At 35.0% G+C, this 25,976-nt stretch carries 23 protein-coding genes, 2 tRNA genes and 2 pseudogenes; 15 read left to right on the top strand and 12 right to left on the bottom strand.

The genetic code is table 11. The features are described from left to right. Positions 1 to 16: 16 nt before the first annotated feature. Together OM966_RS04020 and radA are read left to right on the top strand one after the other, a co-directional pair. The gene (locus OM966_RS04020; RefSeq protein ID WP_264328903.1) at positions 17 to 631 is read left to right on the top strand and encodes a hypothetical protein; all 615 of its coding nucleotides are present in this window, start codon (positions 17 to 19) and stop codon (positions 629 to 631) included. Between the two features lie 605 nt (positions 632 to 1,236). Beyond that, positions 1,237 to 2,580: a DNA repair protein RadA gene (gene radA, locus OM966_RS04015; protein ID WP_264328902.1), complete on the top strand. Its 1,344-nt coding sequence runs from the start codon at positions 1,237 to 1,239 to the stop codon at positions 2,578 to 2,580. On the opposite strand, the gene ftsY is transcribed toward radA, so the two are convergent. Then, on the bottom strand, positions 2,567 to 3,478 hold the full coding sequence (ftsY, locus tag OM966_RS04010; RefSeq protein ID WP_264328901.1) for a signal recognition particle-docking protein FtsY: 912 nt from the start codon (positions 3,476 to 3,478) through the stop codon (positions 2,567 to 2,569). The two genes, radA and ftsY, sit on opposite strands and share 14 nt — an antisense overlap. 203 nt (positions 3,479 to 3,681) lie before the next feature. Between ftsY and iscU the strand changes: the two genes are divergently transcribed. Genes iscU through hscA form a run of 4 tightly spaced genes read left to right on the top strand, consistent with a single transcriptional unit; the run spans position 3,682 to position 6,666 of the window. Further along, positions 3,682 to 4,074, top strand: coding sequence for a Fe-S cluster assembly scaffold IscU (gene iscU / locus OM966_RS04005; RefSeq protein WP_264328900.1), 393 nt, complete (start codon positions 3,682 to 3,684; stop codon positions 4,072 to 4,074). A gap of 10 nt (positions 4,075 to 4,084) precedes the next feature. Continuing rightward, entirely contained in the window at positions 4,085 to 4,489 is a 405-nt protein-coding gene (locus OM966_RS04000) for a HesB/IscA family protein (protein ID WP_264328899.1), read from the top strand. Beyond that, on the top strand, positions 4,482 to 4,940 hold the full coding sequence (locus OM966_RS03995) for an iron-sulfur cluster co-chaperone HscB C-terminal domain-containing protein (RefSeq protein WP_264328898.1): 459 nt from the start codon (positions 4,482 to 4,484) through the stop codon (positions 4,938 to 4,940). The genes OM966_RS04000 and OM966_RS03995 overlap by 8 nt, the downstream gene beginning before the upstream one ends. Continuing rightward, the gene (gene hscA / locus OM966_RS03990; protein WP_264328897.1) at positions 4,918 to 6,666 is read left to right on the top strand and encodes a Fe-S protein assembly chaperone HscA; all 1,749 of its coding nucleotides are present in this window, start codon (positions 4,918 to 4,920) and stop codon (positions 6,664 to 6,666) included. Before OM966_RS03995 ends, hscA begins: the two co-directional genes overlap by 23 nt. Positions 6,667 to 6,669: 3 nt before the next feature. On the opposite strand, the gene lepB is transcribed toward hscA, so the two are convergent. Together lepB and OM966_RS03980 are read right to left on the bottom strand one after the other, a co-directional pair. After that, positions 6,670 to 7,416, bottom strand: a complete 747-nt coding sequence (gene lepB / locus OM966_RS03985) for a signal peptidase I (RefSeq protein ID WP_264329043.1) — start codon at positions 7,414 to 7,416, stop codon at positions 6,670 to 6,672. Positions 7,417 to 7,510: 94 nt separating this feature from the next. Further along, complete coding sequence (locus OM966_RS03980) at positions 7,511 to 7,819, bottom strand: hypothetical protein (protein WP_264328896.1); 309 nt, start codon at positions 7,817 to 7,819, stop codon at positions 7,511 to 7,513. Positions 7,820 to 7,899: 80 nt separating this feature from the next. Here OM966_RS03980 and OM966_RS03975 point away from each other — a divergent pair, with 80 nt between their 5' ends. Next, positions 7,900 to 9,099 carry a phosphoglycerate kinase gene (locus OM966_RS03975; protein ID WP_264328895.1) on the top strand — a complete coding sequence of 400 codons (1,200 nt, stop codon included), beginning with the start codon at positions 7,900 to 7,902 and terminating at the stop codon, positions 9,097 to 9,099. Between the two features lie 54 nt (positions 9,100 to 9,153). Then, positions 9,154 to 9,981 carry an EndoU domain-containing protein gene (locus tag OM966_RS03970; RefSeq protein ID WP_264328894.1) on the top strand — a complete coding sequence of 276 codons (828 nt, stop codon included), beginning with the start codon at positions 9,154 to 9,156 and terminating at the stop codon, positions 9,979 to 9,981. 131 nt (positions 9,982 to 10,112) lie between these two features. Here the strand turns inward: OM966_RS03970 and OM966_RS03965 are convergent, their stop codons facing one another. Continuing rightward, complete coding sequence (locus OM966_RS03965; RefSeq protein WP_264328893.1) at positions 10,113 to 10,295, bottom strand: hypothetical protein; 183 nt, start codon at positions 10,293 to 10,295, stop codon at positions 10,113 to 10,115. 66 nt (positions 10,296 to 10,361) lie between these two features. On the opposite strand from OM966_RS03965, the gene OM966_RS03960 reads away from it, so the two are divergent. Beyond that, a complete protein-coding gene (locus OM966_RS03960) occupies positions 10,362 to 11,114 on the top strand; it encodes an IS5 family transposase (RefSeq protein ID WP_264328892.1) in 753 nt (250 codons plus the stop codon). On the opposite strand, the pseudogene OM966_RS03955 reads toward OM966_RS03960, so the two are convergent. From OM966_RS03955 to OM966_RS03945, 3 genes and pseudogenes are all read right to left on the bottom strand, one after another. Beyond that, positions 11,101 to 11,865: pseudogene (locus OM966_RS03955) on the bottom strand (RluA family pseudouridine synthase); the annotation flags it as partial. The gene OM966_RS03960 and the pseudogene OM966_RS03955 sit on opposite strands and share 14 nt — an antisense overlap. Before the next feature lie 56 nt (positions 11,866 to 11,921). Further along, complete coding sequence (locus OM966_RS03950; RefSeq protein ID WP_264328891.1) at positions 11,922 to 13,778, bottom strand: hypothetical protein; 1,857 nt, start codon at positions 13,776 to 13,778, stop codon at positions 11,922 to 11,924. A gap of 35 nt (positions 13,779 to 13,813) precedes the next feature. Next, positions 13,814 to 15,946: pseudogene (locus OM966_RS03945) on the bottom strand (ComEC/Rec2 family competence protein). A gap of 97 nt (positions 15,947 to 16,043) precedes the next feature. Here OM966_RS03945 and OM966_RS03935 point away from each other — a divergent pair. Beyond that, positions 16,044 to 16,120 (top strand) — tRNA-Met (locus OM966_RS03935). A gap of 647 nt (positions 16,121 to 16,767) precedes the next feature. On the opposite strand, the gene OM966_RS03930 is transcribed toward OM966_RS03935, so the two are convergent. After that, positions 16,768 to 17,787 (bottom strand): DNA-methyltransferase, encoded by a 1,020-nt coding sequence (locus OM966_RS03930; RefSeq protein ID WP_264328889.1) that lies wholly within the window; start codon positions 17,785 to 17,787, stop codon positions 16,768 to 16,770. Positions 17,788 to 17,854: 67 nt separating this feature from the next. Here OM966_RS03930 and OM966_RS03925 point away from each other — a divergent pair, with 67 nt between their 5' ends. Next, positions 17,855 to 18,574, top strand: a complete 720-nt coding sequence (locus OM966_RS03925) for a helix-turn-helix domain-containing protein (RefSeq protein ID WP_264328888.1) — start codon at positions 17,855 to 17,857, stop codon at positions 18,572 to 18,574. Between the two features lie 408 nt (positions 18,575 to 18,982). Here OM966_RS03925 and pdxH read toward each other — a convergent pair whose 3' ends face one another. Together pdxH and mutM are read right to left on the bottom strand one after the other, a co-directional pair. Next, positions 18,983 to 19,576, bottom strand: a complete 594-nt coding sequence (pdxH, locus tag OM966_RS03920; RefSeq protein WP_264329042.1) for a pyridoxamine 5'-phosphate oxidase — start codon at positions 19,574 to 19,576, stop codon at positions 18,983 to 18,985. A 16-nt stretch (positions 19,577 to 19,592) separates the two neighbouring features. After that, the gene (mutM, locus tag OM966_RS03915; protein ID WP_264328887.1) at positions 19,593 to 20,408 is read right to left on the bottom strand and encodes a bifunctional DNA-formamidopyrimidine glycosylase/DNA-(apurinic or apyrimidinic site) lyase; all 816 of its coding nucleotides are present in this window, start codon (positions 20,406 to 20,408) and stop codon (positions 19,593 to 19,595) included. A gap of 128 nt (positions 20,409 to 20,536) precedes the next feature. Here mutM and OM966_RS03910 point away from each other — a divergent pair. Then, a tRNA-Thr gene (locus OM966_RS03910) sits at positions 20,537 to 20,609 on the top strand. Between the two features lie 53 nt (positions 20,610 to 20,662). Here the strand turns inward: OM966_RS03910 and OM966_RS03905 are convergent. Continuing rightward, a complete protein-coding gene (locus OM966_RS03905) occupies positions 20,663 to 22,189 on the bottom strand; it encodes an acyl-CoA carboxylase subunit beta (RefSeq protein ID WP_264328886.1) in 1,527 nt (508 codons plus the stop codon). Positions 22,190 to 22,309: 120 nt separating this feature from the next. After that, positions 22,310 to 23,428: a hypothetical protein gene (locus OM966_RS03900; RefSeq protein ID WP_264328885.1), complete on the bottom strand. Its 1,119-nt coding sequence runs from the start codon at positions 23,426 to 23,428 to the stop codon at positions 22,310 to 22,312. A 127-nt stretch (positions 23,429 to 23,555) separates the two neighbouring features. On the opposite strand from OM966_RS03900, the gene der reads away from it, so the two are divergent. Genes der through OM966_RS03885 form a run of 3 tightly spaced genes read left to right on the top strand, consistent with a single transcriptional unit; the run spans position 23,556 to position 25,925 of the window. After that, on the top strand, positions 23,556 to 24,881 hold the full coding sequence (gene der, locus OM966_RS03895) for a ribosome biogenesis GTPase Der (protein ID WP_264328884.1): 1,326 nt from the start codon (positions 23,556 to 23,558) through the stop codon (positions 24,879 to 24,881). Beyond that, positions 24,878 to 25,408: a disulfide bond formation protein B gene (locus OM966_RS03890; RefSeq protein ID WP_264328883.1), complete on the top strand. Its 531-nt coding sequence runs from the start codon at positions 24,878 to 24,880 to the stop codon at positions 25,406 to 25,408. The genes der and OM966_RS03890 overlap by 4 nt, the downstream gene beginning before the upstream one ends. Beyond that, the gene (locus OM966_RS03885) at positions 25,383 to 25,925 is read left to right on the top strand and encodes a demethoxyubiquinone hydroxylase family protein (protein ID WP_264328882.1); all 543 of its coding nucleotides are present in this window, start codon (positions 25,383 to 25,385) and stop codon (positions 25,923 to 25,925) included. The genes OM966_RS03890 and OM966_RS03885 overlap by 26 nt, the downstream gene beginning before the upstream one ends. Positions 25,926 to 25,976 lie beyond the last annotated feature (51 nt).

Raw genomic sequence — 25,976 nt, 5'->3', positions numbered from 1 at the left:
ATGTGATATAATCACTATGTCAATATGTTTTTGCAAATCAAAAGCATTAATGTATAAATATATAACTATTTGGAATATTACCATGAAAAAAAACATCTTTCTGCTTGCACTCGCACCAATGTTAGTTGGCATCACATTATACTTATTGCGCAACATTGATAACACAAAACAATCTATAACTGCGGGTGACAAGTTTTACGAAATATTATTCTTTAAAAAAGATAATAAGCCGCTGCTAGAAGAAATAGATTCAAATTGGGGGTATTTAGCAAATTTTGAACACGCATTCAATCATATCTCAGATTCAATGCCAACAAACACAGCATCTATTTATAATGATTTGGCAGATAATAAAGATGCTCCTAATGTTTTGCGTGAGTTAGCACAATACTTAGAGGTAATGAGCTTACTTCACTCCAACGGTGAAAAAATAAATAAAGATAAAATTGATAATTTAGAATCAAGTGCAGTGTATCCTTATTCAAGCCAAGAAGCTATCGCTGTAGTAAAGATACATAATAACGACATTAAAGGTGCAACTGAAATATTGCGTTCCCTATTAAATGACAGAAAATGCCCTATCCTAATCAAAGCTAATGCACAAGAACTACTCAGGATATATGGAAGTTAACTCATTAGACTTTTTGTATAGTTTTCGGCAACAACCGTTAGAAACGAAAAACTACTTGACAAACTCCGCCAGCCCCCTTATTACGACAATAAGGGTATTTATGACTCAAAACTTGTTTTTGACCTGCAGGCTCAATGACAAAATTCAGTAAAAAACTCAGGGTATTTATTGGCGGATTACATAAAATTATAGCGGCTGCATGTCTTTTTTATTTTTTCTACATTCAGCAAAATCGCGCTTATTTTAAGCGTTAGCACATTATTACAGCGCTAGTTTAAATTATTATAGGGTCAAAACTCGTACCACGGGGCTTCTTTTGCCTTTTTTTTGTTTGGTAAATTTCTTAATGTTTGTAACCAAATGAACTGGGCAGCGCGTGACACTGCCCTCCTTTGTCATTCCAGTGCTTGACACTGGAATGACAGGAGAATGGGCTACTTGGATCCTAGAGGGAAGCGTTCGCGCAATTATTGTGCATGAATTTAAATGGCACAACTTATGACAATTATCTTCGCACCAAAACGTTTGTGAGACTCAGTGTTTAGATTTACTTCGCCTATTCAGCTAATTTTTATTACAATTACAACAAAATAATTTTGGCTTTGATGAAAACTGTATATGTATGTCAATCCTGTGGTCATAGCACTGGTAGGTGGGTAGGAAAGTGCATTGCATGTGACAATTGGGATACAGTTGTTGAAGAAATAGCAGTAAAAACGGGCAAAAGAAGTATATCTGCACCAATTTTAATAAAGGCGTTATCGGGTAGCGAAATTATCACTCCAAGTCGTTTTCTAACAGGAGTAGAAGAATTAGATAGAGTTTTTGGTGGGGGTATCGTTCAAGGTGCTAGCATTCTAATTGGAGGCGAACCTGGTATTGGAAAATCTACCCTTTTGCTTAGAATTGCAGCTAATGTTGTGCAACTTTCCTCTTTTGAATGTCTTTATGTATCTGGCGAGGAATCTTTAGAGCAGGTGAGCCTCAGAGCAAAGCGTCTTAAGATAAATGAACCTAAAATTAAGCTTTTATCTACAGTGTCTTTAACTGATGTAGTAGCAACAATAAAGGAAAATAAAAGTATTAAATTTTTAGTAATTGACTCTATACAAACAATGTATGATAGCAGAATTACATCGGCACCAGGAACTGTAACTCAGGTTCGTACTTGTGCCCATGAATCAACCATTCTTGCGAAACAATATGGTGTTTCTCTTTTAATAGTTGGTCATATAACTAAGGATGGACAAATAGCTGGACCTAAAACTTTGGAGCATATGGTAGATACGGTATTATATTTTGAAGGTGAAAATAGCAATCAATACCGTATTTTGCGTACTATTAAAAATAGATTTGGCCCTGCAAATGAAATTGGTGTTTTTGAGATGTCTGAAGCAGGACTTGTGCCTGTTGATAATCCATCATCATTGTTTCTGATAGCCCATGACAGAGAAGTAGTTGGCAGCGCTGTATTTGCAGGAATTGAAGGCTCAAGACCAATTTTAATGGAAGTGCAAGCATTAATAGCAGGGACTAATATGGCAACCCCAAGAAGGGCAGTAGTTGGGTGGGATATTAATCGATTGGCTATGATCATCGCGGTGCTAAATGCTCGCTGTAAAATGTTTTTGCATGATAAAGAAGTGTACCTAAACATCGCTGGAGGATTGAAAATACAGGAACCATCGGCTGATCTTGCTGTTGCTGCTTCCCTTATTTCAAGTGTAGTAAATTTACCGCTGCCAACTTCTTCAATAATCTGCGGTGAAGTTGCACTTTCTGGAGAAATTAGGAATGTCTCGCATGCTGATCTTAGACTAAAAGAAGCACAAAAGTTAGGATTCAAAAAAGCAATTATGCCTAAAAATGGTAATTACTCTTCTCATGATATTGAGATAATTAAGCTTGGTCACGTAAGGGAATTAAGAGAAGTCTTTAATTACAATTAAATAACGCTTCAGCAAATTCTTTACTAGTAAACTCCTTTAAGTCCTCTATACTTTCACCAATTCCTATAGCATGTAACTTTACCTTATAAGCTTCTGCAAGTCCAATTACTACTCCACCCTTAGCAGTGCCATCTAGCTTTGTTATGATTAACCCTGTAACACTAACCATCTTACTAAATGCCTCTAATTGGCTATAAGCATTTTGGCCGGTAGTTGCGTCAAGAACTAAAATAACATCATGAGGGGCAGTGTCATCCAATTTCTTTATCGTTCTATATATTTTTGATAATTCCTCCATAAGGTTCACATTATTTTGCAGCCTTCCTGCTGTGTCAATTAGAACAACATCAACGTTATCTTTTATAGCTTGACTTACAGCTCTATATGCCACACTCGCAGAATCGCTATCGTACTCTCCAGTAACAATCAAGCAATCAGAACGTTCTGCCCAAATGTTTAATTGCTCACTAGCAGCAGCTCTAAATGTATCACATGCAACAAGCATAATGGATTTTCCCATCTCCTTATATTTATATGCGAGCTTACCTATAGTTGTGGTTTTACCATTACCATTTACTCCACATACCATTATTATATGTGGTTTTCTGTTTAAAATTAACGGTTGCACGACAGGGTTTAATATAGCTTCTATTTCGTTCATTAACTGCTGTGTGATGATATTATGCTCAACTTCCTTGTCAAATTTGATGCTTGCGAGCCTATCGATAATCAACTTAGAAGTTTTATGACCAATATCCATGCTAATTAGCAATTCTTCTAGCTCATCTAAAAGCGACTGATCTAATTTTTTTTTGCCAGAAAAAATACTTTTTACTCCGTCGCTAAAGCGAGAAGAAGTTTTTAACAAGCCCTGATAAAGGTTACTAAATAAACTCAAGGGAATACTCCTTTTTAAATTATAAACTTAATGACAACATAGAGACGCTGGTTGTAAAGAAATACACGTATTATGTGTATTTGTAAAGTTAAACAGTCGTTTTACAGGAATTTTGAAAGTAAAATACACGTAAAACGACTGTTTTCCTTTAGTTTTTAATCTAAATATGTTATAATGTAGAATAGCGGTTCACAGGTAATTTTATGAGTTATAATGAGAAAATTTTAGATCATTACGAAAATCCAAGGAATGTTGGCTCTCTGGATAAAAATGATCCAAATGTTGGTACTGGTTTAGTTGGTGCACCATCGTGCGGTGATGTAATGAAATTGCAGATAAAGGTCAATGACAAAGGTGTTATTGAAGATGCAAAATTTAAAACTTTTGGTTGTGGTTCTGCCATTGCTTCAAGTTCCTTGTTAACAGAGATAATAAAGGGAAGAACCATCAGTGACGTTACACAGATAAAGAATACTCAAATAGTGGAAGAGTTGTCTTTACCTCCAGTGAAGATACACTGCTCGGTGCTTGCTGAAGATGCTATAAAGGCTGCTATTCATGATTATCAAAGCAAACAAAGTAAAGGTGGACATTGAGAACTAAAGCATGAGTGAATATCAAGGAGTAAACGCTATAAAGAAAGATAAAAAACTTATTACTATAACTGCGAAAGCAGTAGAAAGGATAAGGTATTTATTGGACCAAAAGAAGCATACTAACCTTGAGAAACCGGAGGAAGCAATAGGAATAAGAGTGCTAATTAAACAAAAAGGATGTTCTGGTTTAAAATATGATATTGAATATGCATATGATACTCGTCCTTTAGAGTCGATAATTGAGGAAAACTGCAGTGATGACCAAAAAGTTAAAGTGTTGATCGATCCAAAATCCGTCATGTTTATTCTTGGCTCTGAAATGGATTATGTAGAAGAAAAATTTTCATCGGGTTTTGTTTTCAAAAATCCTAATGAGAAAGGAAAATGTGGTTGTGGAGAGAGTTTTCATGTCTAGCAACTATTTTGCATTGTTTGAAATTGAACCAACTTTCAATATCAGCTTTGATGAGTTAGAGAAAAAATATATTGAGCTAAGCAGGACTGATATAAACGAAGGACAATCTAAAAATATAATTAATATTAACAAAGCTTATCAGGTGCTAAAGTCACCTCTAAAACGTGCCGAGCATTTGTTGAATCTTTTTGGTATGAAAAGCCAAAAGGATCATCTAAATTCTGAAATACTAAATGAATCAATGGAAATAAGAGAATATTTGCTGGACTGCGATGATCTACAATTTGCAAGTAGGATGGTTGATGAAAAAATAAAAGATTGCGTTAAAAACCTAATTAACACTTTTGCTGTAAAGAATTTTGATGGAGCTGCTACACAAGTCTTAAGATTGAAATATTTATATAAGTCATTTGAGGAGGTGAAAAAGAATGCAACCAATTCAAATTTCTGAACCAAATTCAAGTGAAGTAGTTTTTGGTATAGATCTTGGCACTACTAACTCTTTAATTGCCATGGTAAATAAAGTTGGCAACGTGGAGATATTTAAAGATGAGCAGGGAAGAGAGCTACTGCCTTCTGTTATTTCGTATGAAAATAATACATTGAAAACTGGCTGTGACGTCGGTCAAAATGCAATCTACTCAATAAAGCGTTTAATGGGTGAAAGTGTTGAAGAATTAAATAAAGAAGGCCTCAATTTTGAAATAGATAACGAAAGTGAAAAAGTTATTAGAGTAAAATGCTCAGAGGAAAAGTATCTTACTCCTGTTGAGATTTCTGCTGAGATATTAAAAGCTTTATGTGAGAGGGTGAAAAAGTCTACAGGAATGGAAGTAAAAAAAGCAGTGATCACTGTGCCAGCTTACTTTGACGATTCAGCACGTAACGCAACTAAATATGCAGCAAAATTAGCTGGCATAGAAGTTCTTCGTCTCGTTAATGAACCAACTGCTGCTGCACTTTCTTACTCCATTGAAAAGAACAACAGCAGCGGAATATATGCAGTTTACGACCTTGGTGGAGGAACATTTGATATTTCAATATTGAAATTACATCAAGGAGTGTTTCAAGTTCTTGCAGTTGGTGGTGACACTAAACTCGGTGGAGATGATTTTGATCATCTTCTGAGTTCAATTGTACTTGATAAGTATAGAGAAAAAGTAGGTTTAAACAAGGGGTCGACAACACACCTTAATGTCATTCCAACACATAACGCTGGAACCTGCAATATCCGTACCGCGAAAGAATACTTAAGTGAAAATGCATCAGGCACTTTTGGCTTTAACATGAACGGCAAGCCATTTGAATGTGAAATAACTAGAGAGAAGTTCGAACAGGCAATAAGTCCTTTAGTTAATAAGACTATCAATATAGTCACTCGTACTATAAGTGATATAGATCTTAAAATTGATGATATAAAAGGAGTAATTTTAGTTGGTGGTGCAACTAGAACACCATTGGTTCAAAATTCACTAGTCAAGCTCTTTGGAAATAAAGTACTAAGTGACGCAGATCCAGATAAAGCAGTGGTCATTGGAGCAGCTTTGCAGGCTCATTCTGTTCTCCTTGATGTTCTACCTTTATCACTTGGCATAGAAACTATGGGAGGCATAGTTGAAAAAATCATACCAAGAAATACACCACTACCAGTTTCAGAGATAAAAGAGTTTACAACTTATGTTGATGGGCAACCAGCAATGAAAATTCACGTTTGTCAGGGAGAACGTGAAATGATCGAGGATAACAAATCTCTAGCGCAGTTTGAACTAAAAGGTATACCACCACTACCCGCAGGTTCTGCAAGAGTTGAAATAGAATTTACAGTTAACGTTGACGGAATCTTGACTGTTACTGCAAGAGAAAAAGCTACTGGAATTGAGCAGACAGTTGAAGTAAATTCAAATTTTGGCTTGAGTGAAGCTGATGTTCAAAATATGGTTAACCAGTCAATAAACAGCTTTGATGAAGATATGAAGGCTCGTTCCCTTGCAGAGGCTAAAATTAACGGTAACAAGCTCATACATCTAGTTGAAAATGTTTCCACTGATCAAAAGTTGAAAAACCTATTACAAAACGCAAAAAACGCTTTACAAGGCAATGACTTGAATGAAATTAACAACGCTATCGCTGAGTTAGAAAGTTCTGCTTTAGAATTATGTGAATTAACAGATAGGTAGAGTTTACACAACTTTATGCAATATCCTGTCAAATCTCAGAGCAACAGGTAACCTGAAATTAAATGGTAACCAATCGACCTTCCCCAATTTAAACGATAAACCAACTATACTTACACGCCCAATGATATTTTCCATTGGTACAAAACCAACTTCAGGAAACCTGCTATCCAAAGAATTATTTCTATTGTCTCCCATAACAAAAAATTGATCGTTAGGTACATAATAAACCGGAGTGTTATATGATAGCTTATTAGAAATGTTATCTACCAAAATCTCATGCTCCTTGCCACTTAAAAGCGTTTCTATATATCTTGGTATGTTACGATTTGACTCATAATCAAAAAAACTTTCAATTTGCCTTCGCTCTACTTTCTGATCATTTAGGTATAATTCTCCCTCTATCATTTGCACTTTGTCACCTGGTGTTCCTATTACTCGCTTAACAAACCTGATGCTGTCATTTCTTGTGGGTTTGAAAACTACTATGTCGCCACGCTTTGGAGGGGTATAAAAAATCCTACCGCTAAAAATGTTTGGAGAAAATGGAAATGAGTGTTTACTGTAACCGTATGAATATTTACTAGTAAAAATGTAATCCCCTTCAAGTAGGGTGCTTTTCATTGAACCAGAAGGTATATGAAATGGCTCGAATAAAAAACTACGTATTGATAGCGCAATCAACAGTAAAAAAAACAATGAAGATAAAAATCTTCCCGTTCTTATCACCCAGTTTTTGCTTAGTTCTTCCAACTTTTCCAACTTTGTTTTTCTTATAGATTAAGCTTATTATAATACATAAATTAAAAAATGGTAATATGAAATTTTACTTGTGAATGTTATTCCTCTATTCAAAACAATTTTGAAAAGGCGGTTCATTTCTTTCAACGGTGTCATCCAAGTAGCGTGACACATAACTGCACGAACATTGCAATTTGCAGGTGGCAGATGAAAGTAGCTGACACTGAGATCCAGAAAAAAGAATGGTGTCATCCGAGTAGCTGACAATGGTTCCTGTAATCTCATCGAAAACGTTGTAACCACTTTCTATGCTAATTTGCTTGTAAGCAACCTGGATCCCAGTGTCGGCTACTTGGATGACACCATTATAGAGTGAACCAGTGTCAGCTACTTTCATGACACCATCTGGATGCAAATTTCCTTAAACGTTCGTAAACTTAAAACTTTACTTTAGGTCAAACTGCTGTATAGTGGCTTTATAGCTTTAGTTTTACAATGAATATACCTAGTATAGAAAATTGTGATCTTCACAATAAAACCGTCTTACTCAGAGTTGACTTCAATGTTCCTATAAAAGATGGAGAAATTCGTGACGTCACTCGTATTTTGAGAGCATTGCCTACTATTGAGTATTTAGTGAATGCAAGTGCAAAGATTATTATTATATCGCATTTCGGACGCCCAAAGGCCAGAGACAATAATCTGTCGCTAAAAAATGTAATTGACACTTTATCGCAGTTACTAAATAAAAAAGTGAAATTCATTGATGATTGCGTTGGTGAAAAAGTGCAAAAAGCAGTGAGTGCTATGGATGCAAGAGATATAATATTACTAGAGAATCTAAGATTTTATAAAGAGGAAGAGCAGAGTGACTCAAATTTTGCCAAACAACTAGCATCTCTAGCGGATATATATGTAAATGATGCATTTTCTTGCTCTCACAGAGCTCACGCTTCTATTTCACGCATTACAGAGTTTTTACCTTCCTACGCGGGATTTTGCTTACAAGATGAGCTAAAGTATCTTGAAAAAGCTGTATCGTTTAAAGCTAAACCTATTACTGCGATAGTTGGGGGAGCCAAAATGTCAACTAAGATAAAAATGCTTATAAAGCTAACAGAAAAGGTTGATTACCTAGTTCTCGGAGGTGCAATTGCTAATAATTTTTTGTTATTTAGCAAAGTAAATATAGGAAAATCTTTCTTTCAAAATGGTGTTGACAACCTTCTACATAATATTGTTGAAACAGCAAATAAAAACAATTGCAAAATAGTTGTGCCAGAAGACGTTCTGGTTGCAGTAAACTCTGATTACAGCACTAGTATTTCAAGAAGAACTGAGTCCATTTTGGACGGTGATATAATTTTGGATATCGGACCACAAACTTTGAGTACAATAAGCAGTATAATAGCAAGCAGTAAGACTCTGCTATGGAATGGACCTATTGGTGTTTTTGAACATTCAGCTTTTGCAAGTGGTACAATAGGGGTAATGAAAGTCGTAAGTGACTTAACGCACAAAGGAAAGTTAACCAGCATAATAGGGGGAGGTGATAGTCTATCTGCAGTAAGCGCTGCAGGCCTTACCGATAAGGATTTTACATGTGTTTCCACTGGTGGAGGAGCGTTTTTAAGTTGGCTGGGTGGTGATGAAATGCCGGGAGTTGCTGCTCTGCAAAAATGCACTCAACATTAGATTAAAACTTTTTTAAATTGTTTCTTATAGGCTAGCTTTTTTGTGAACGTGATTATGTCGAAGACAGTTAAACTAATTTTGTGTTCAATAATACCGATAATAGGATTTATTTTTTATATTAAGGATCATTATTTTCACACCAGTTATGTAGAAGAAAATGTTAAGGTCAATTTTGAACCATTTTTCAGTTCACAACCAGGTTATATACCACCGTTTCCAGAATTAACTGACTTCGATGGAGGAGTGTTGAAAGTTTGTGGAGATTGGGGAGCACATCCAGATAAAGAAGATTTCAAAATTTTACTTAGTTGTCCGCAGCATCAAGAAGTAGTAAAAGGAATATATGATAAGCTTGATCATCAAGTGATTACGCCAGATGCGGATTTGGAGTTATTTAAAGATGAACTGGCTAACATTTGGTTTACAAATAATGAAAGTGAAAAAGAAACTATAGGGTTTGGACATATTTTTTGTGGTGAGCCAAACGATAAATTAGGTGGTATGCATTTTGTAGGTAGATATGTTGAAGCTCAAGAAGATAAATGGGCAGGTGCAATTTGGAATGATAAGTCCCTATGCAATAAATCAGATATTAAGCCACCAGTTTATACATTTGGAATGAAATATTTGGGTAAGGATGGGGAAGTGAAAGTTAAATGCCCAAATGGATACGCATATAACCTTCATGCCGATGATATTTTAATTTCTGCAACTAAGGCGTTCAAGGAATTAGGAAAAGATGGAATGTGCCTATATGAAATGGAAGATGACAATTATCAATCAGTATTTGTAAGAAAGAATGATGCTATACTCACGTTCTATCCCGACTTAACACCAAAATGTGATGATAAGAGTACTAATTGTAGTTGCAATAAATCTTAATTTCAAAACCAATAGGGTGAACAAATGATAAAAATGTTATAGCCAATTTATGCTGACCCAAGCAACACCCGCGGTATCTCATCCGCTAACTAATAGCGGAATGATGGTTTTTCAAATTGTCGGTTTATACTTCAAAAATCAGGTAAACCTTTCTTAGGTATATTTTCAAACTCACCAATTAAAGTTTTTATATCTTGCGGTAAATCAGAGACAAATTCCATGTATTCCTTACTTTTTGGGTGGTGTAATCCTAATTTGTAAGCATGTAGTGCTTGTTTATTGAAATTACGAATGAAACTAGGCTCTGTGGACAAAAAATATGAAAAGAGAGAAAAAGATGGTAGTTTAGCCTAATAGGTAAAAAATGGAGAAACTACCATATGCAATATTACATCAAAGAGGAAAATTGGAAACAAATTTTAGAGTTCATAAAAAGCGTAAAAGAAATGCACAGCAAAGATGAAAAACGTTTAAGAATATTCATAGAGGCAGTGTGGTACATAGTGCGAAGTGGTTGCCAATGGAGACTTTTACCAAAAACTTATGGTAATTACAGGAGTATACATAAGCGATTTAAAAGATGGTGTGAAAGAGATGTCTGGAAAAAATTGCTTGAATATACTAAACAAGAGCCTGATTTAGAAGTTGCTATAATCGACGATACGATCATCCGAGCCCATCCATGTTCATCTGGATATACAAAAAACTCCAAGGATCAAGAAGCTTTAGGGAGGAGCAAAGGTGGCTTTACAACTAAAATACATGCGCTTGTCGATGCACTTGGAAATCCACTTAAATTTACTCTGACTCCTGGTCAAAGAAATGAAATTACGCAGGCACAAGTGTTAACCGAAAGTATCTATAACTCTACTGTAGTAGCTGACAAGGGCTACGATAGCAATGCCTTTGTTATAAGTCTTGAAGACAAGGGATGTACAGTAGTTATTCCGCCAAAACGGAATCGAAAAGTGCAAAGGTATTACGATGAGCATATCTACAAAGAACGTCATTTGATTGAGTATTTTTTTGGTAAAATTAAAAATTTTAGGCGCATTTTTTCCAGATTTGATAAAACTGCTGAGGTTTTTATGGGTTTTCTCAATTTTGTTGGAGCTCTTGTATGGCTTCTCTAAAATTTTGTCCACAGAGCCTAGAGTTTTTAGCATATTTTGTGCTTTTACTACTATTTTTTCCGTAAACTTGATCACCAACTATGGAATGTCCTATGTGGCTCATGTGGACTCGAATTTGGTGTGTTCTGCCTGTCTCTAAAGTGCATTCAACCAAGCTTGCTTGTCCTATAACTTTTTGCACTAAGTAGTAAGTGATTGCTAATTTGCCTGTGATTTTTGTTACACACATCATTTCTTTATTACCGCGTTTGGGAGCAATGTTAGTTTTTATAGTTCCCTGCTGGGAAGATAATGCTCCCCAAACTACTGCTAAATATTCTCACTTTATTTTACGATTTGATAACAATTCAGACAAAAAACTATGGGCTTCCTCATTTTTTGCAATTACCATCAGCCCACTAGTATCTTTATCGAGTCTATGAACAATTCCTGGTCTTACATCAAGGTGAGCGATAACTGCGTTCAAGAGCGTATCATTGTTTGTCCCAGCACCAGGGTGCACTGTTAATCCACTTTGTTTACTCAGAACTATAATGTCCTCATCTTCATAGACGATATCAAGTTTTATGTCATAATTAGGCTCAATTGATGTGGATATGTCAGGTTGAACGAGATGTACTATATACTCTTCACCTGGTTTTACTATGTGGTCATTATTAATTATCGGTGTGCCAAGTAATTTCACCTGCTCATTTTGTATCAATCTTTGAGCTTTGCTGCGTGATATGTTGCACTTTTCAGCTAAATAGATATCTAGCCTTAATTTCTCTTTATCATTATTAACATTTAAGGTTACTACTGAGTGGCCTATCCTGCACACGCTACTTTAAATGCTGCGTGAGTGTCTTTGTCTACAAAATCTAATTTTGTACCAGGCTCAATTTGAAGATCACCTTGTTTTTTAATATGGCAAGTTGTCTTAGAGCCATCTTTCCAATGGATTGTAACTTTATTATCAAAATCCCGTAATGTTGCCTCAACCTTTTTTTCTTTATTATCTTTTTCTTCCAGCTTAATAGATTCTAATAAATAATATAAAAATTCACTTGCTTTGCCGTTGATTTTTTCTTTCCATTCATCTGTTTCTTTTTGTTCAGATTTTTTTTGCTCTAACTTTTCCTTCTTTTGCTGCAGCTTATTTTGTTCTGCTTCCAGCTCTAACTTTCTAATTGTGTCACGTAGTTCTTTGACTTTATTTTCTAATGTTAATTGGTCAATATTATCTACATCTTCAGATCCTAAAGCGCTATCAGGACTGCCGTTTGCTTGCAACGTTGCAAGCTGTTCTTGTATCGACTCAAGCTTATTCTGTACCACGTCATTTATTATTTTGCGTACTCTTTGAATTATTTCTTTTTTATTTTCCTCAGTAAGCGCAGAACAATCAAAGAACTCATTATCACTTTCCAAAGAGTGATTTTGATCATGAGAATTTCCAGTATCGCCAGCTTGTCTGTTGCTTGTAGTTGGCACAAGTTTAACAAGATAACTTCCCATTCCTGAAGGCTGAAGTTGGTTAAGTTTTTCTTTCAATTCAGTACGTATCTCTTTCAATGACTCACCTATACTTTTGCTAATACTTTGCAAGCATTTAGCAATTTCGCTATTAGCCTCTTTCTTAACTTCATCTACATCTTTTTCTATATTTTTCTCTAAATTATCAAGCAAAATCTTAATATTATTTCCTATGCCATCAAGCATTTCTTTAATATTAACATTTGCAGGCCCTAAAAGATCGTTCTTAAATAAATAGCAAATTTTATCAATAAAGTCAGTTAGGTGTCTATTAAATAACCTTTCCAATCGAGATATCGGATCATTCTCCTCTTCACTCTTAAATTTATTCTCCATTACTGATACAACACTACCTTTTCTCCATGGGAGTAAAATATCCACATTATCGAATTTTTTAACAATATTGCATGCGTTATTTACTTCATTACTTTTTAATTTACTCAATGCTATACATATTCCAACAATGAAGACAGCACTCACGAATGCAATGAAACCCCATTCTTCCCAACCATGAACATTGGCAAAGCTAAATTTATTTTGTATCAATGCACCAGCTACAATTAGACCGCTCAGCATATATGGCACAGTAAGCAAAATAACTTTATTTCTATTCTCTTGTCTTTTGTTTTCTAATATTTCTCCCTGTTTTTCAGAGATTGGTAAAACTATTGAAAAACCTTGCTTTTTATCGACCAAATCAGGAACAATTTCTATTGTTAATGCATTTTGAGCAATCTCATTTATTTCATCACTTTTTCCACCTCTAATCTTTATATCTATTGGACTATCACCATCTTTTGATTTCTCATCTTTTATTTCTTGCTTGTATATATATCTTAGAGCAAGAGAGGTTAATAAAACTACTCCAAAAATAACAGAAACCAGAAAGTAAGTTGGCATTAATGTTGGGTTAAAAGTAGCAATAAAGCTTAAATCGTTAAGGGTTATTACCATTGCAGTTATGTAGGCTAGAGAAAATTGAAGCCAAGTGTTCACAACTGCTATAGGTAGGGTATTATTTACAGAATATTTTTTTGCTGCATGCCATGCTTTAGGGAGAAAACCAATGGCATCATTTATTCTGGCTACATTATGATCATGAGTTAGGTTGAGGTTTAAAGAATTTCTTTCTTGAGTACCTGAATACATAAATTTCCTTACATTTAAATTTAATTAATTATATGTTAACAACACTTTAAAATCAAGCTTTTTAACTTATGCCAAGGCCGGTTAGAGCGCACTGTATTAATCTTTACGTAACGATTTGTTAACCAAATTGAATGTGTGCCATATGTTTTTAGATTGGTGTATTTAATAGTTCTAGTATTACAAACTGAATAGTCGAATTCACTTAATTGAATTATTAAATCAACTTTATCACAATTTTCTGAAATATCTTCTTTTTTATAAGCAAGCAGTACTGATTTATTATTTCCTTTATTATATATACAGCCATAATCGTTGCACTTTAGTCTTTTATCTGGATTGCTATATTTTGTATGATTCAAAATTTGGTTCTGCCCATTTTGTTTCGCCCATGTTTTGACAACAAAGTTCCTATTTTTTCTGGTGAGAGAATATAGTAAGTTATCACTCTCCTTTGCAGCAACATTATCAGCATTTATTAGGATGTCGGGGGTTTTATATGCGGTGCTAAAGCAAATACCTAGTACAATAAAGAAAATTCCGAAGAAACGCCAATTTCTTTCCCACAAGCACAGCCACAATAAACCAAGTGTTATGATAATAATTGATGAGGCAGGAAAAGTACGAATGGGAATAACCAAATACTGAAGACTAGCGATAGCGTTTGTTATATACAAAATACTGTCAATTGGGCGCTCTATAAATGGCACCATAATCCATTCAATACCTAAAGGAATCAATAAGACATAAATTATTCCAAGTGGAATAATAATTAATGTAACTATTGGTATAGCAACTAAATTTGTGATAATACCACTAATTGAAAAATAATTAAAATTGTATATCGTGTACGGAACAGTTGCTTAACTTGCTATTACTGAGCTGATCATTATCGATACAAAATATTTCATTATTTTTATTTTGAACAATTTATTAGCATTAATTTGATAACTGGCAACCAGTGCCAAAACCGCAGAAAATGACATCTGAAAGCCTGGCTTTAAAATTGCTTCTGGTTCTACTGAGAGTATCACTGCAGCAGCAAACGCAATTGCTATTAACCCTCGATATTTTCTCTCTATCATTATTGCAACGAGTACTAAAATCACCATGATATAGGCACGCTGAGCAGAAATTTGCATACCGGTAATCAACAAATAAAACGTGGTTGGCAAGATAGTAAGGAATGCAGATATTTTCTTGGTGTTATACTTAAGAGTCAAAGTTTCAGATATTGCGAATAAATTACGAAACACTATAAAAAACAGGACAGCAACAAATGATAAATGCAAACCAGATATGGCAAACAAATGTGCTATACCTGAATCTCTTATCGCATCCATAGTTTTTTGGTCTATTCCGTCCTTTTTGCCGATTAGTAATGCAGAAATTATGTCTGCATGTGGTTTTTTAATATTTTGCTGCAGGTTTTCATAAATGTATTGACGGAAAGATTCTATATATTCTTGAAATTTCCTTGCTTCAGCCTTTTTGTGCAAAGCTATTTTGCTTGTTGCAAAACCTGTTGCACTTATTTTCTGATAATATGCTATTCTTGCAAAATCATATGCATGCTCCGAGGGCGCAATCTTTAGAGGGAAGAGTTTTGCTGATAATTTTACTTGATCGCCTATTTTAATGCCTTTTTCCACTTTGGTTCTAACTGATATTCTGATGTTATCTAGAGCTCTATCCGGTGTCATTCCAGCGCGTAACGCTGGAATCCATATCTTTTTTTTCTGGATCCCAGTATCAAGTACTGGGATGACAGGAGAGGATTTTGAGATAGTAGAGGGTTTTGTAACAGAAAGCAGAAATTGTTTGTATGAGCCCCTGTCATTAATGTCCTTCACTGTGGCAATTATATCTTTTACGTATCTCTCTTTATCAAGAATTTGAGTATCAACTAAAGCTGTTCTTAATTTACTAGCTGTAAATCCTATGAGCACTGCAATTAAAGCAATGCATAGTATTGTGTACCTTTTGCGCAGTATCGCAATCAGAGTTAGTGTAGGTGGAAGCAAAAGAAAAATAGATATAGTGAAAATGCAGCTTGGTTCAAAACTTAGGGAAAAATAGGTTAAAATCCCTACACACTGACACACAGGAAACCACAGTATCAAGTTATATTTTTCATTACGTAGGTTATGACGTATATAGCTAACTATTATGTCAAAAAAGTTAATAAATATACTAATATACGACCCATAGCGGATTTTATCCTTGTATATCCTATAATTGCAAGTATAATAGCTAAATAAACAACGACGCGGGATGGAGCAGCTCGGTAGCTCGTCAGGCTCATAACCTGAAGGCCGTAGGTTCAAATCCTACTCCCGCAACCATTTTCCAACTGTGCGAATATTGTGGTTTCAGGCAGCTCATACAAACCAAAACTTACTTGACAAATTCCGCCAACCCCATTACTATGACAACAAGGTTATTTTTCGACTCAAAACTTGTTTTTGATCCGCGCGGGTTCAATGACAAAAATTCAGTAAAAAACTTAAAGTATTTATTGGCGGATTATATAAAATTATAGCGGCTGCATGTCTTTTAAATTTTTTCTACATTCAGCCAAATCGCGCTTATTGTAAGCGTTAGCACATTATTACAGCGCCACTTACAGTAATAGAGAGTCAAGACCAGCTACTCGGAGGTTTCTTTGCCTTTTTTTCCACTTAGTAAATTTCTTAACGTTTATAATTTAGATTAGTTGCGGCTTAAAAGCAGCTGAATCGCGGTTATTAAGCGTTTAGGATAAAAAAACGCCATATTTGAAAGTATAATGTAAGTAACTAGCCAACCCCATGGCTTCTTTTGCCTTTTTTTCGCTTGGTAAATTTCTTAACGTTTGTAGCTAACATGAACAAACATTTAAGAGTAACTTCTGCTAGTAACGCTAATGTGGAAAGTGTTGAGGATAGGCAACAAAAATGCTTATATAAAAAATTATTGCTAAAAACGGGAAAACCATGAACAAAGAGCATAACTAAACTACTAATGACTGCTGAATGAACTTAAGATCCAATACAGACTGCTTAGCCTTTAACACTTGCTCTTCACCATGAACAATGCGTTGATAGATAATTTCTAACTCTCCCTTTGAGTGTTTTTTTTCTAAAAACCTAAAAGCAGATGCAGCAAGATATTCTCTATTTTCTTCAAATGCTAACCAGTAACGGTCTTCTTGCTCACATATAAAACCTGTTGTGTTAGAACCAGCAAAAATATCTAAAACAACATCTCCTGGTTGTGTTAGAAACCGAATAAAAAATTGAGGTAATTTAGCAGGGAATCGAGCTGGATGCTCTTTTACACCTAGTTCCTTACATGCAGCAAGATACTGGCTGTTAGATTCTGAATTGGGAATCTGCAAAAGATTTGATGGAATAGCTCCTCCATTATCTTTACCAAAGCTACTACCAATATTATGCCCTGATGGTCGTTCTTTTGGAGTATAATAAGCCTTTGGGTTCTCGATAAGTTTTTTCATGCGGCCACTGTATTCCACTAGCACCTTTGTGACATCTGCTTTAGGCCACTCAGTTTTGCTGAACCACCATATTGTATTAACAGAATCTTTTGCTCTGATTTTTCTCTTATTTACCCATTCAATTGGACTTGGCAATTTAGAAGGATTATACCAATAGAAATCTTCTGCAAGGAAGAAGCCTATGTCATCACAGAAATGTATAAGCACTCTAAAATTATACAAACTTCTGGATGGCACGCCTTTTTCATAAGCCCCACCTAGATCAAGTACAAAACTGCCTGTATCTTTGAGTTTGCTATGTACTAATTTTGCAAATTGACTAAGCCATGCAACATATTCGGCTTGGGATTCATTTCCGTATTCTTTTTTTCTTTGCAAAGCAAACGGTGGACTGGTTATTACGAGATCTAAGCTATTATCTGGTAATTGCGGCAATAGGTTAAGAGAGTCTCCACAATATGCAGCTCCCCTATCTGTAGTATATGTGGGTTTATTATTAAATTTAAATTTTTCCAATATATGTGCCATATGAAAGATACTTATAGTCTGTAGACTTATAATTGTCAACTATTATCTTACAAAGATGACAAAAATAAAAAAACAATCTTTGCGGTTACTTCTTTCCCAGAATATACGAAAGATAAGAAATATAAAAGGGCTTTCCCAAGAAACTCTTGCTGATTTATGTGAATTACACAGAACATATATAGGCTCCGTTGAACGTGGTGAGAGAAATATCTCTATAGATAATGTTGAGCGCATAGCAGATGCCCTTGGTGTTGAACCTACTGCACTTCTAAATCAGGATCAAGACAGAAAATGTCTGAAAGATATATTTCCTCATATACGGAAGTATCAGGAGTTTGCTGTTAAGTATGGTATAAATGATATTTTTCAGGATAACGGCGGGAAAATCCTACAAGTCTTATTACTAACTGGACTCACTATTCTTCCAGCACGCGAGGGAAATGATGCCATTGATGAGTATGGTAATGAATATGAGCTTAAATCAGTAAATGCTCTTCTTACAAAAAGCTTTTCTACTCATCATCATATGAATCCTACAATAATTGCAAAATACCGAAAGGTGGATTGGGTATTTGCTATTTATGAAGGAATAGAGCTAAAAGAAATATATAAATTAACGCCGCAAGACCTTGAACCATATTATATTACATGGGAAAAGAAATGGCATGATACTGGTGGTAAAGACATCAATAATCCCAAAATTCCTTTAAAATACGTCAGAGATAAAGGTAAGCTTCTTTATCATTGTGATGAAAGAGTATGTGACCGCCACTAACTTCCTCCATCCCAGGTTGATTTTAAATTGTCCGGAATGCTGTATTATTTAAAATCCTAACATTTAACTCTTTTTTTGATAAACTTGTTTATTTGCTGTTTATTAAAATTTTCACTTCAAAATTTAACCTCACCAAAAGTATAAGAAGCCTGTCCAATGAAAAATTTGCAGTCCTTAACCTTCTATAGCTAACCCAAGAAAGGTTTACCTACGTCATACCGCTGCGGCGCTAACAAGTAGCGGAATGACGAATTTGTTGTTTTTCAAATTATCGGTAAACCTAAGTCACTTTAGCTATAAAATTATAAGTTATTTGCTCTTTTTTATCCTTAATCCAGAATTCGGATTAGTAGGGTGTCATCCAATTCTCAATGGTAAATTAAGAAGGGTCTGCAATAACGAATGTAGCTAGGGATATAATTGTTCCACTTTCCAATTACTTTCCCCAATAAGGGTATACCTAAATCTGGTGTGTCTCCTATATTCACCTTCTTGCCAAAATTCAATTACTTTTGGGATTACGCAAAATCCCACCCAAAAGTCAGGACGAGAAACTTGTGTATTGTAAAATTCTTTCTCCTTCAATTTTATAGCTTGCTCAAAATCTTGCCAATCTTTCAGAATGCTCGATTGTTTTGAGCACCATGCGCTAATTTGACTATCGCGCGCTCGATAAGAGAAGTATTTGTCAGTTCTTCCATCGTTTAGAAGTTTAACATCTCCTTCAATTCGCATTTGCCTAGCAAATTCTATCCAGTGAAACACTAATGCAGCTTTAGGGTTCTCGGTCAATTCTTTTCCTTTTCTACTATTTATGTTAGTGAAGAACACAAAACCTTCTTTACTATATTCCTTTAGTAATACCACTCTTGCAGATGGAATGCAGTCTTTGCTACAAGTTGCTAGCGTCATTGCAGTTGGTTGTTTACACGGAGAATTAAGTACTGCTTTGTACCACTTTGAAAACAAATCAAAAGGATCTTTTTCAGGTGAGAGTGTCATATTCAAAAATAAAACCTCAATTCTGACATACATTGCAAAAATAAGTGCTACGGCCATTTTGTCGTATAAGTGTTATGATATTGTTGCAGATTTTGCAAGGTTTTTGAACTTTACCATATACGTAAAAGTTATTTTGAAAGTATCCAGCAGATCCAGATGGCTGTGCATAATCTTTCAGTGTTGAACCGCCTGCAGCAATTGCATCACTCAGAGTATTTTTTATTTCAGCAGCAAGTTTTTCGCACTCTTTATGCGTCAAATCCTGTGCTGGCCTAAGTGGTGATATGCGAGCTCTAAACAAGCTCTCAGAAGCATATATGTTGCCTACGCCAACTATTAATTTATTGTCCATTAATGCTGATTTGATATTCACTTTTTTGTTTTTCAGCAACTCCTGTAAATAGTCTCCACTGAATTCATCCGTGAGGGGCTCTATTCCGAAACCGTCAAAAAAATTTATTTCTTGTTCTTTGCTTAAAATAATAACTAATCCAAATCTTCTTGGATCATTAAAGATTATTGAAGTATTATCGGAAAATAAAAATACCACGTGATCGTGCTTATTCTGCACTTGATCATGGTCAGCATATATAAGCTTTCCGCTCATGCCAAGATGTATGATTACAGCCATACTACCATCTGTATTCCAGATCGTATACTTACCTCTACGCTTGATGTTGCGTATGACTTTGCCCTTTAGCATATCATCAATATTTTTTGTTATTAGGGCACGTAAATTCCAATTATTAACTATAACATTACTAATTTGCTTGTTTTTAATTTTATCAAGCAAAAAGTTAGAGATTATTTCTACTTCTGGTAGTTCTGGCATCTTGTCTACTCTGTTGCTGCTTTTTTCTTTTCAAAATATTTTGCTTTAAAGCTTTCGCTAATCTTTTTTTCTCCTCTTCTTTTTCCTTATTCCTTTTTGTATTATTCATTATCATAATATATAAACTTGCCGTTGTAGCTCAGGTGGTAGAGTACGTCATTGGTAATGACGAGGTCCCAAGTTCGAGTCTTGGTAACGGCACACTGATTACACTTATAATATTGCATAACTTGCAAGCAAGGCCTAAAAGAAAGTTACAGAGGTAAGTTGTCATGCTTTTTCCATATCCTTTCTACTTTCTTGTTTTTGAGTAGCTCTAATGCTTTGTGAAAGTGATGCCTTGTTTTACTTGGCACTATAATGTCATCAATGTATCCATGTGATGCAGCAAAAAATGGATTAGCAAATTTCTCTTTATATTCTTTGATTAACGTTTGCTGATCTTTTTCATGCCTAAATATAATTTCAACTGCACTTTCAGGGCCCATTACAGCTATTTCAGCAGTTGGCCAAGCATAATTTATGTCACCTTTTAAATGTTTCGAGTTCATAACGATATATGCACCACCATATGCTTTTCTAGTGATAAGGCTAATTTTCGGCACAGTCGCTTCAGCGTAAGCGTAAAGCAACTTTGCTCCGTGTTGTATTATATTATTGTATTCTTGATTTGTACCAGGTAAAAACCCCGGAACATCAATAAGTGTGATGATAGGAATGTTAAATGCGTCACAGAATCTTACAAACCTTGCAGCTTTTCTTGAAGAATCAATATCCAAACATCCTGCAAGGTGCATAGGTTGATTTGCAACAATACCGACAGTATTTCCTCCAATTCTACTAAAGCCAATTATGATATTACGAGCAAAATCAGGTTTTAGTTCAAAGAATTTCCTTTCATCACAAACTTTTTCAATGAGTTCATACATATCATAAGGAGTGTTAGGATTGGTAGGAACTAGAGTGTTTAAGGATTCATCAATCTCATTAACATCATTACAGGTTGGTACAGATTTCGGTGGTTCTTGATTATTTGCTGGTAAAAAGGTAAGAAATTCACGCATTTTGAGTAGCATCTCAACATCATTATTGAATGCAAAATCTGCCACTCCTGTTTTGCTTGTATGAATTTTTGCTCCACCGAGGTCTTCGAAGCTCACATCTTCATAGGTAACCTTTTTTACTACATCTGGTCCGGTTATAAACATGTATGAACTATTCTTTACCATGAAAGTAAAGTCAGTTAATGCTGGAGAATAAACAGCCCCTCCTGCAGATGGACCCATAATTAAAGAGATTTGTGGTATAACGCCCGATGCATTTACGTTTCTTTGGAAAATTTCTCCATAACCAGCAAGGGAATTTACTCCTTCTTGAATTCTGGCTCCACCAGAATCATTTAGTCCGATAATTGGAACCCTGGCATTAATTGCCATATCCATAATTTTGCATATTTTTTTTGCATGTGACGCACCAAGTGACCCACCAAAGACAGTAAAATCTTGCGAGTAAACGAAAACTTTTCTGCCATAAATAGTACCATGACCAATCACTACTCCATCACCTAAAAAATTAGCATTTTGCATGCCAAAATTAGCTGCGTGATGCTTCACGAATTTATCGTATTCCTCAAACGAATTTTCATCGAGTAATACACTGAGCCTTTCTCTAGCAGTTAATTTCCCTTTTTTGTGTTGTTTATTGATTCTGTTAGAACCGCCTCCTTTTTCAGCTTCTAGTGCTTTAGTTTTTAGATTTTCTAGTATTTCAAAGTCTTGCATACAATAAAGTAGTTTTCAAATTAGTTGTAGACTTTATTAAGTTTACAAACCCTATTAACTATACACATACACTATTGCTATATGCAACAGTGTATGTGTATCGTAATCATTAAAACTTTTTCAACCTAGACTTTGGCCACTACTCTGTAAACTTTCGACATTACTCTGAAGCTGCTGGACATTAGCATCGTCTATAGAAGAAAGAGGAGATTTGTTTTGCACAAAACTTTTAGCGGCATTAACAACCTTGCTTATACGAGGTTCTTTTTTTAGCTCTCCAAGGTACTTTAAGAATATTTCACAACTTTTATCTTCCATATGTACTATTATTTTGTCAAAGCTTGAGGCATTTTCTGGTTTGTCAGCCTTTTCAGAAGATAGAGTCATTACAATCTTTTCACTGTTGCTTATTGGAAAAGTCATCTGTAATCTGCTCTTTATATCATGATATTGTCCGTTTTTTATTCGGATTACATCACCTTCTCCAAATTTCAGCGCTCCATCTAAATTTTGAAATTCTGGATTACTCAGGAATTTTACAGGAATCACAATGCTTACTTCTGGACACTGTATACAATAAAATTTATTATCTCTTTCTACTATAAAATCTTTTATCACATTTTCTTCTCCATCTTTTTCAATGCCCTCACATACAATTTGTTTTAGATTTGATAAATAGCTGTTACGTTTTTCCAGTAGACTTGTTGGCGATAACTTCAAAACTTCCTCACTCACATAAGTGCCTGTTGAAACTAGGTCGAATACTTTTGACGAAAGAAGGTCTAGTTGATGTTTTTCATGAATGGACAACTCGTACTTCTTTAGCAAGTACACATTAGATATCAGATAATCTATTATTGATAAATTTTCTAAGAACACATAGTATGGCATGCCAAACCTGATCTTTTGACTTTCTCCAAGTTCTACAGATTTTATCCATTTTTCTATCATTTGTCCCACAGTCAGTCGCCTCTCACTATATAACCTAAAAGCTCGACATTTAGTTTCCAATACATTCGAGATATTTTCTTTCATACGTTCATCAACTTGTTCATATATTGCTCCATCTAATTGAAATTCCGACATCACTTCTGGACGGTTCATTTCTTCTTCGAGTTTTTCACACGATGCCCTAAATTCAGGCGTATCTTCATCCTCAGACTCATCCATAGCCTCATCTTCAAAATGTCTGCCGTCATCTAGAGAACTAAGCTGCTCATTTATATCTTGATATCCCATATACCCCCATTTCACATAATAAAACAAGAAATTCTAGTGATAGTATGCTCGCGTGATCTATAAAGTCAATAGTTAAATTGAAAAATTTTAGTTATAATCTACTTTACATAGAAGATGCCCTTAAATTATGCTAAAAATCGCTATAGTAGGCCTACCAAATGCTGGTAAATCAACTCTTTTTAATAGATTGGTGGGAAGAAAAGCAGCGGTAGTCAGCAATATTCCAGGGGTTACACGAGATAGAAGAGAAGGAATAGGCAGAATTAGCGATTTAGAGTTTAAAGTTATAGATACAGGAGGATGGAACGACCAAACTAATTTTTCACTACAAGTTATTGAACAAATAGAATTTTCTCTATCCAATTCAAACATCATTTTCTTTCTTGTTGATGCAAAAGTGCAAAATGAGCGAAACAAAGAATTTGCAAAGTGGCTAAAGAGAAAAATGAATAAACCTGTAATCCTCATAGCAAATAAATGTGAGAGTCATAAATCCGAAAATGTTGATTATTTGCAGTTTTTTGATTTTCTTGGCCCGGTGTATATCTCTGCCGAACATAATCTTGGTATGGTTGATCTTTATGATGTATTAGCTGGTGTTATTGAAAATTTGAACGAAAACACTGATCTATTGGGCAGTGAGTCCAGTAAACTTAGAATTGCAATCATCGGTCGCCCAAATGTCGGAAAATCAACTTTTTTAAACAGCCTACTTACAGAAAACAGAGTAATAGTGAATTCAGAGCCAGGCACCACACGTGATTCTGTAGATATTATATATGATCATAATGGGGAGCTAATTACTCTCATTGATACTGCAGGAATCCGCAGAAAGGCGAATGTTATAGATGACTTAGAATCAAGATTTGTTGAAAAAAGCTTAGAATCAATTAAGCGCTCTCATGTGGTAGTTTTAATGCTAGACTCCCTAGTTGGTATTGAGCAGCAGGATTTATCAATTGGTGAAGCTGCAATTAAGGGAGGGAAAGGGATTATTGTTGTTTTAAATAAGTGGGATTTAATAGGTAAGGATGACAGAAGTAAGTTAATAAAATTTGTCAAACAACAGGAAGTGACTCGGTTATTCTTGGAAGTGCCAACTGTAACAATTTCTGCATTGAAAGGCATGCGCTGCGGCGATGTGATAGATAAGTGTCTTGAAGTGAGTGAATCTTTGAACAAGAAAGTCAGCACTGCAAAACTGAATAAGTGGCTAATTAATGCTTTAGATAGGCACTCTCACCCGCTTGTAAAAGGCAAAGCAGTTAAAATGAAGTATATCGCTCAAATTGGTACTAAACCTCCAGCTTTTTCTTTGATATGTAACATACCTGAAAGTATTGATGAAAGTTATAAACGCTATTTAATTAATGATCTTAGAAAAAATTTCTTCGTAGATGGTGTGCCAGTCAGATTACTTTTGAAAAAAAATAAAAATCCCTATGCAAAATGAATACTCTGCTTTATACTTTCAGGGGTATTTATAATAATTTACTTAAAGTCGTGTGTAATAACTCCAGAATTCCTACAATCTTTCTGCTATCAAGTGCTTTTGCTCTAATTTTTGCATATGTGCTAGAACATTTTTTCAACATGCTGCCATGCAAGTTATGTACATACGAGCGGGTAGTTTACTATGTTGCAGGGTTACTTGCAGTAGTATGCATGCTTAAAGACAGCAAAATTCTAATCTATGCAATGTTTTGCAGCTACCTCATAGGTGCAGTAATATCTTTTTATCATGTAGGTCTTGAACTCCACTTATTTCATGATGTTTTAGGTTGTACAGAGCAAGCAAGTGGTAACGTTAGTATAGAAGAGCTCAGAAATAATCTACTAAATCCTAATTACTCTCCATCTTGTGACAGACCTCATTACGTTCTAGGTGTTTCTTTAGCAACATGGAATTTAATTTATCTCATAGTAGCTCTGTTCGTATCAGGTAAGGTGTATTGTGGAGAAAGAAAGAAATCTAAATAATTTAAGGTACAGCAACAATCGGTTCTTGCAACAAGCAATTAGAGTAAATCATGCTGGAGAATATGGAGCTATTTGCATTTATTCTGGTCAAAAATTTATTCTTAAAAAATCTTCTATAATCAATGAAATAATTGAAATGGAAGAGCAGGAAAAAAAGCATTTTCACTATTTTAATGAGAAAATCAAAGAGCAAAAAGTTCGTCCTACTGTTTTGTTGCCAGTTTGGCGTGTTTTAGGAGTGTCACTTGGCGTTGCAACTGCCATTATGGGCAAAAAAGCTGCTATGGCTTGCACTGCTGCAGTTGAAGAAGTTATAGGGGAGCACTACAAAGAGCAAGTTTCACATTTAGAAGATGGGGAATTAAGAGAAACTATAAGTAAATTCCGCGATGAGGAGCTAGAACACAGAGATATTGCAATTCAGCACAATGCTGAAAGCGCATTTGGCTACAACATTTTATCTTCATTCATAAAAACAGGCTGCAAAACTGCTATTTACTTGTCCAAGTTAATTTAACTAAGCAGCTTTCTTAAAGTGTTTTTAATGTTATGATGACAACAGAAACCA

Origin of the sequence: Wolbachia endosymbiont (group A) of Andrena hattorfiana (genome assembly GCF_947179565.1) — a bacterium.
Classification (GTDB): domain Bacteria; phylum Pseudomonadota; class Alphaproteobacteria; order Rickettsiales; family Anaplasmataceae; genus Wolbachia.
Note: the sequence above shows the minus strand (reverse complement) of the source record. Positions and strands in the feature narration are given on the sequence as shown.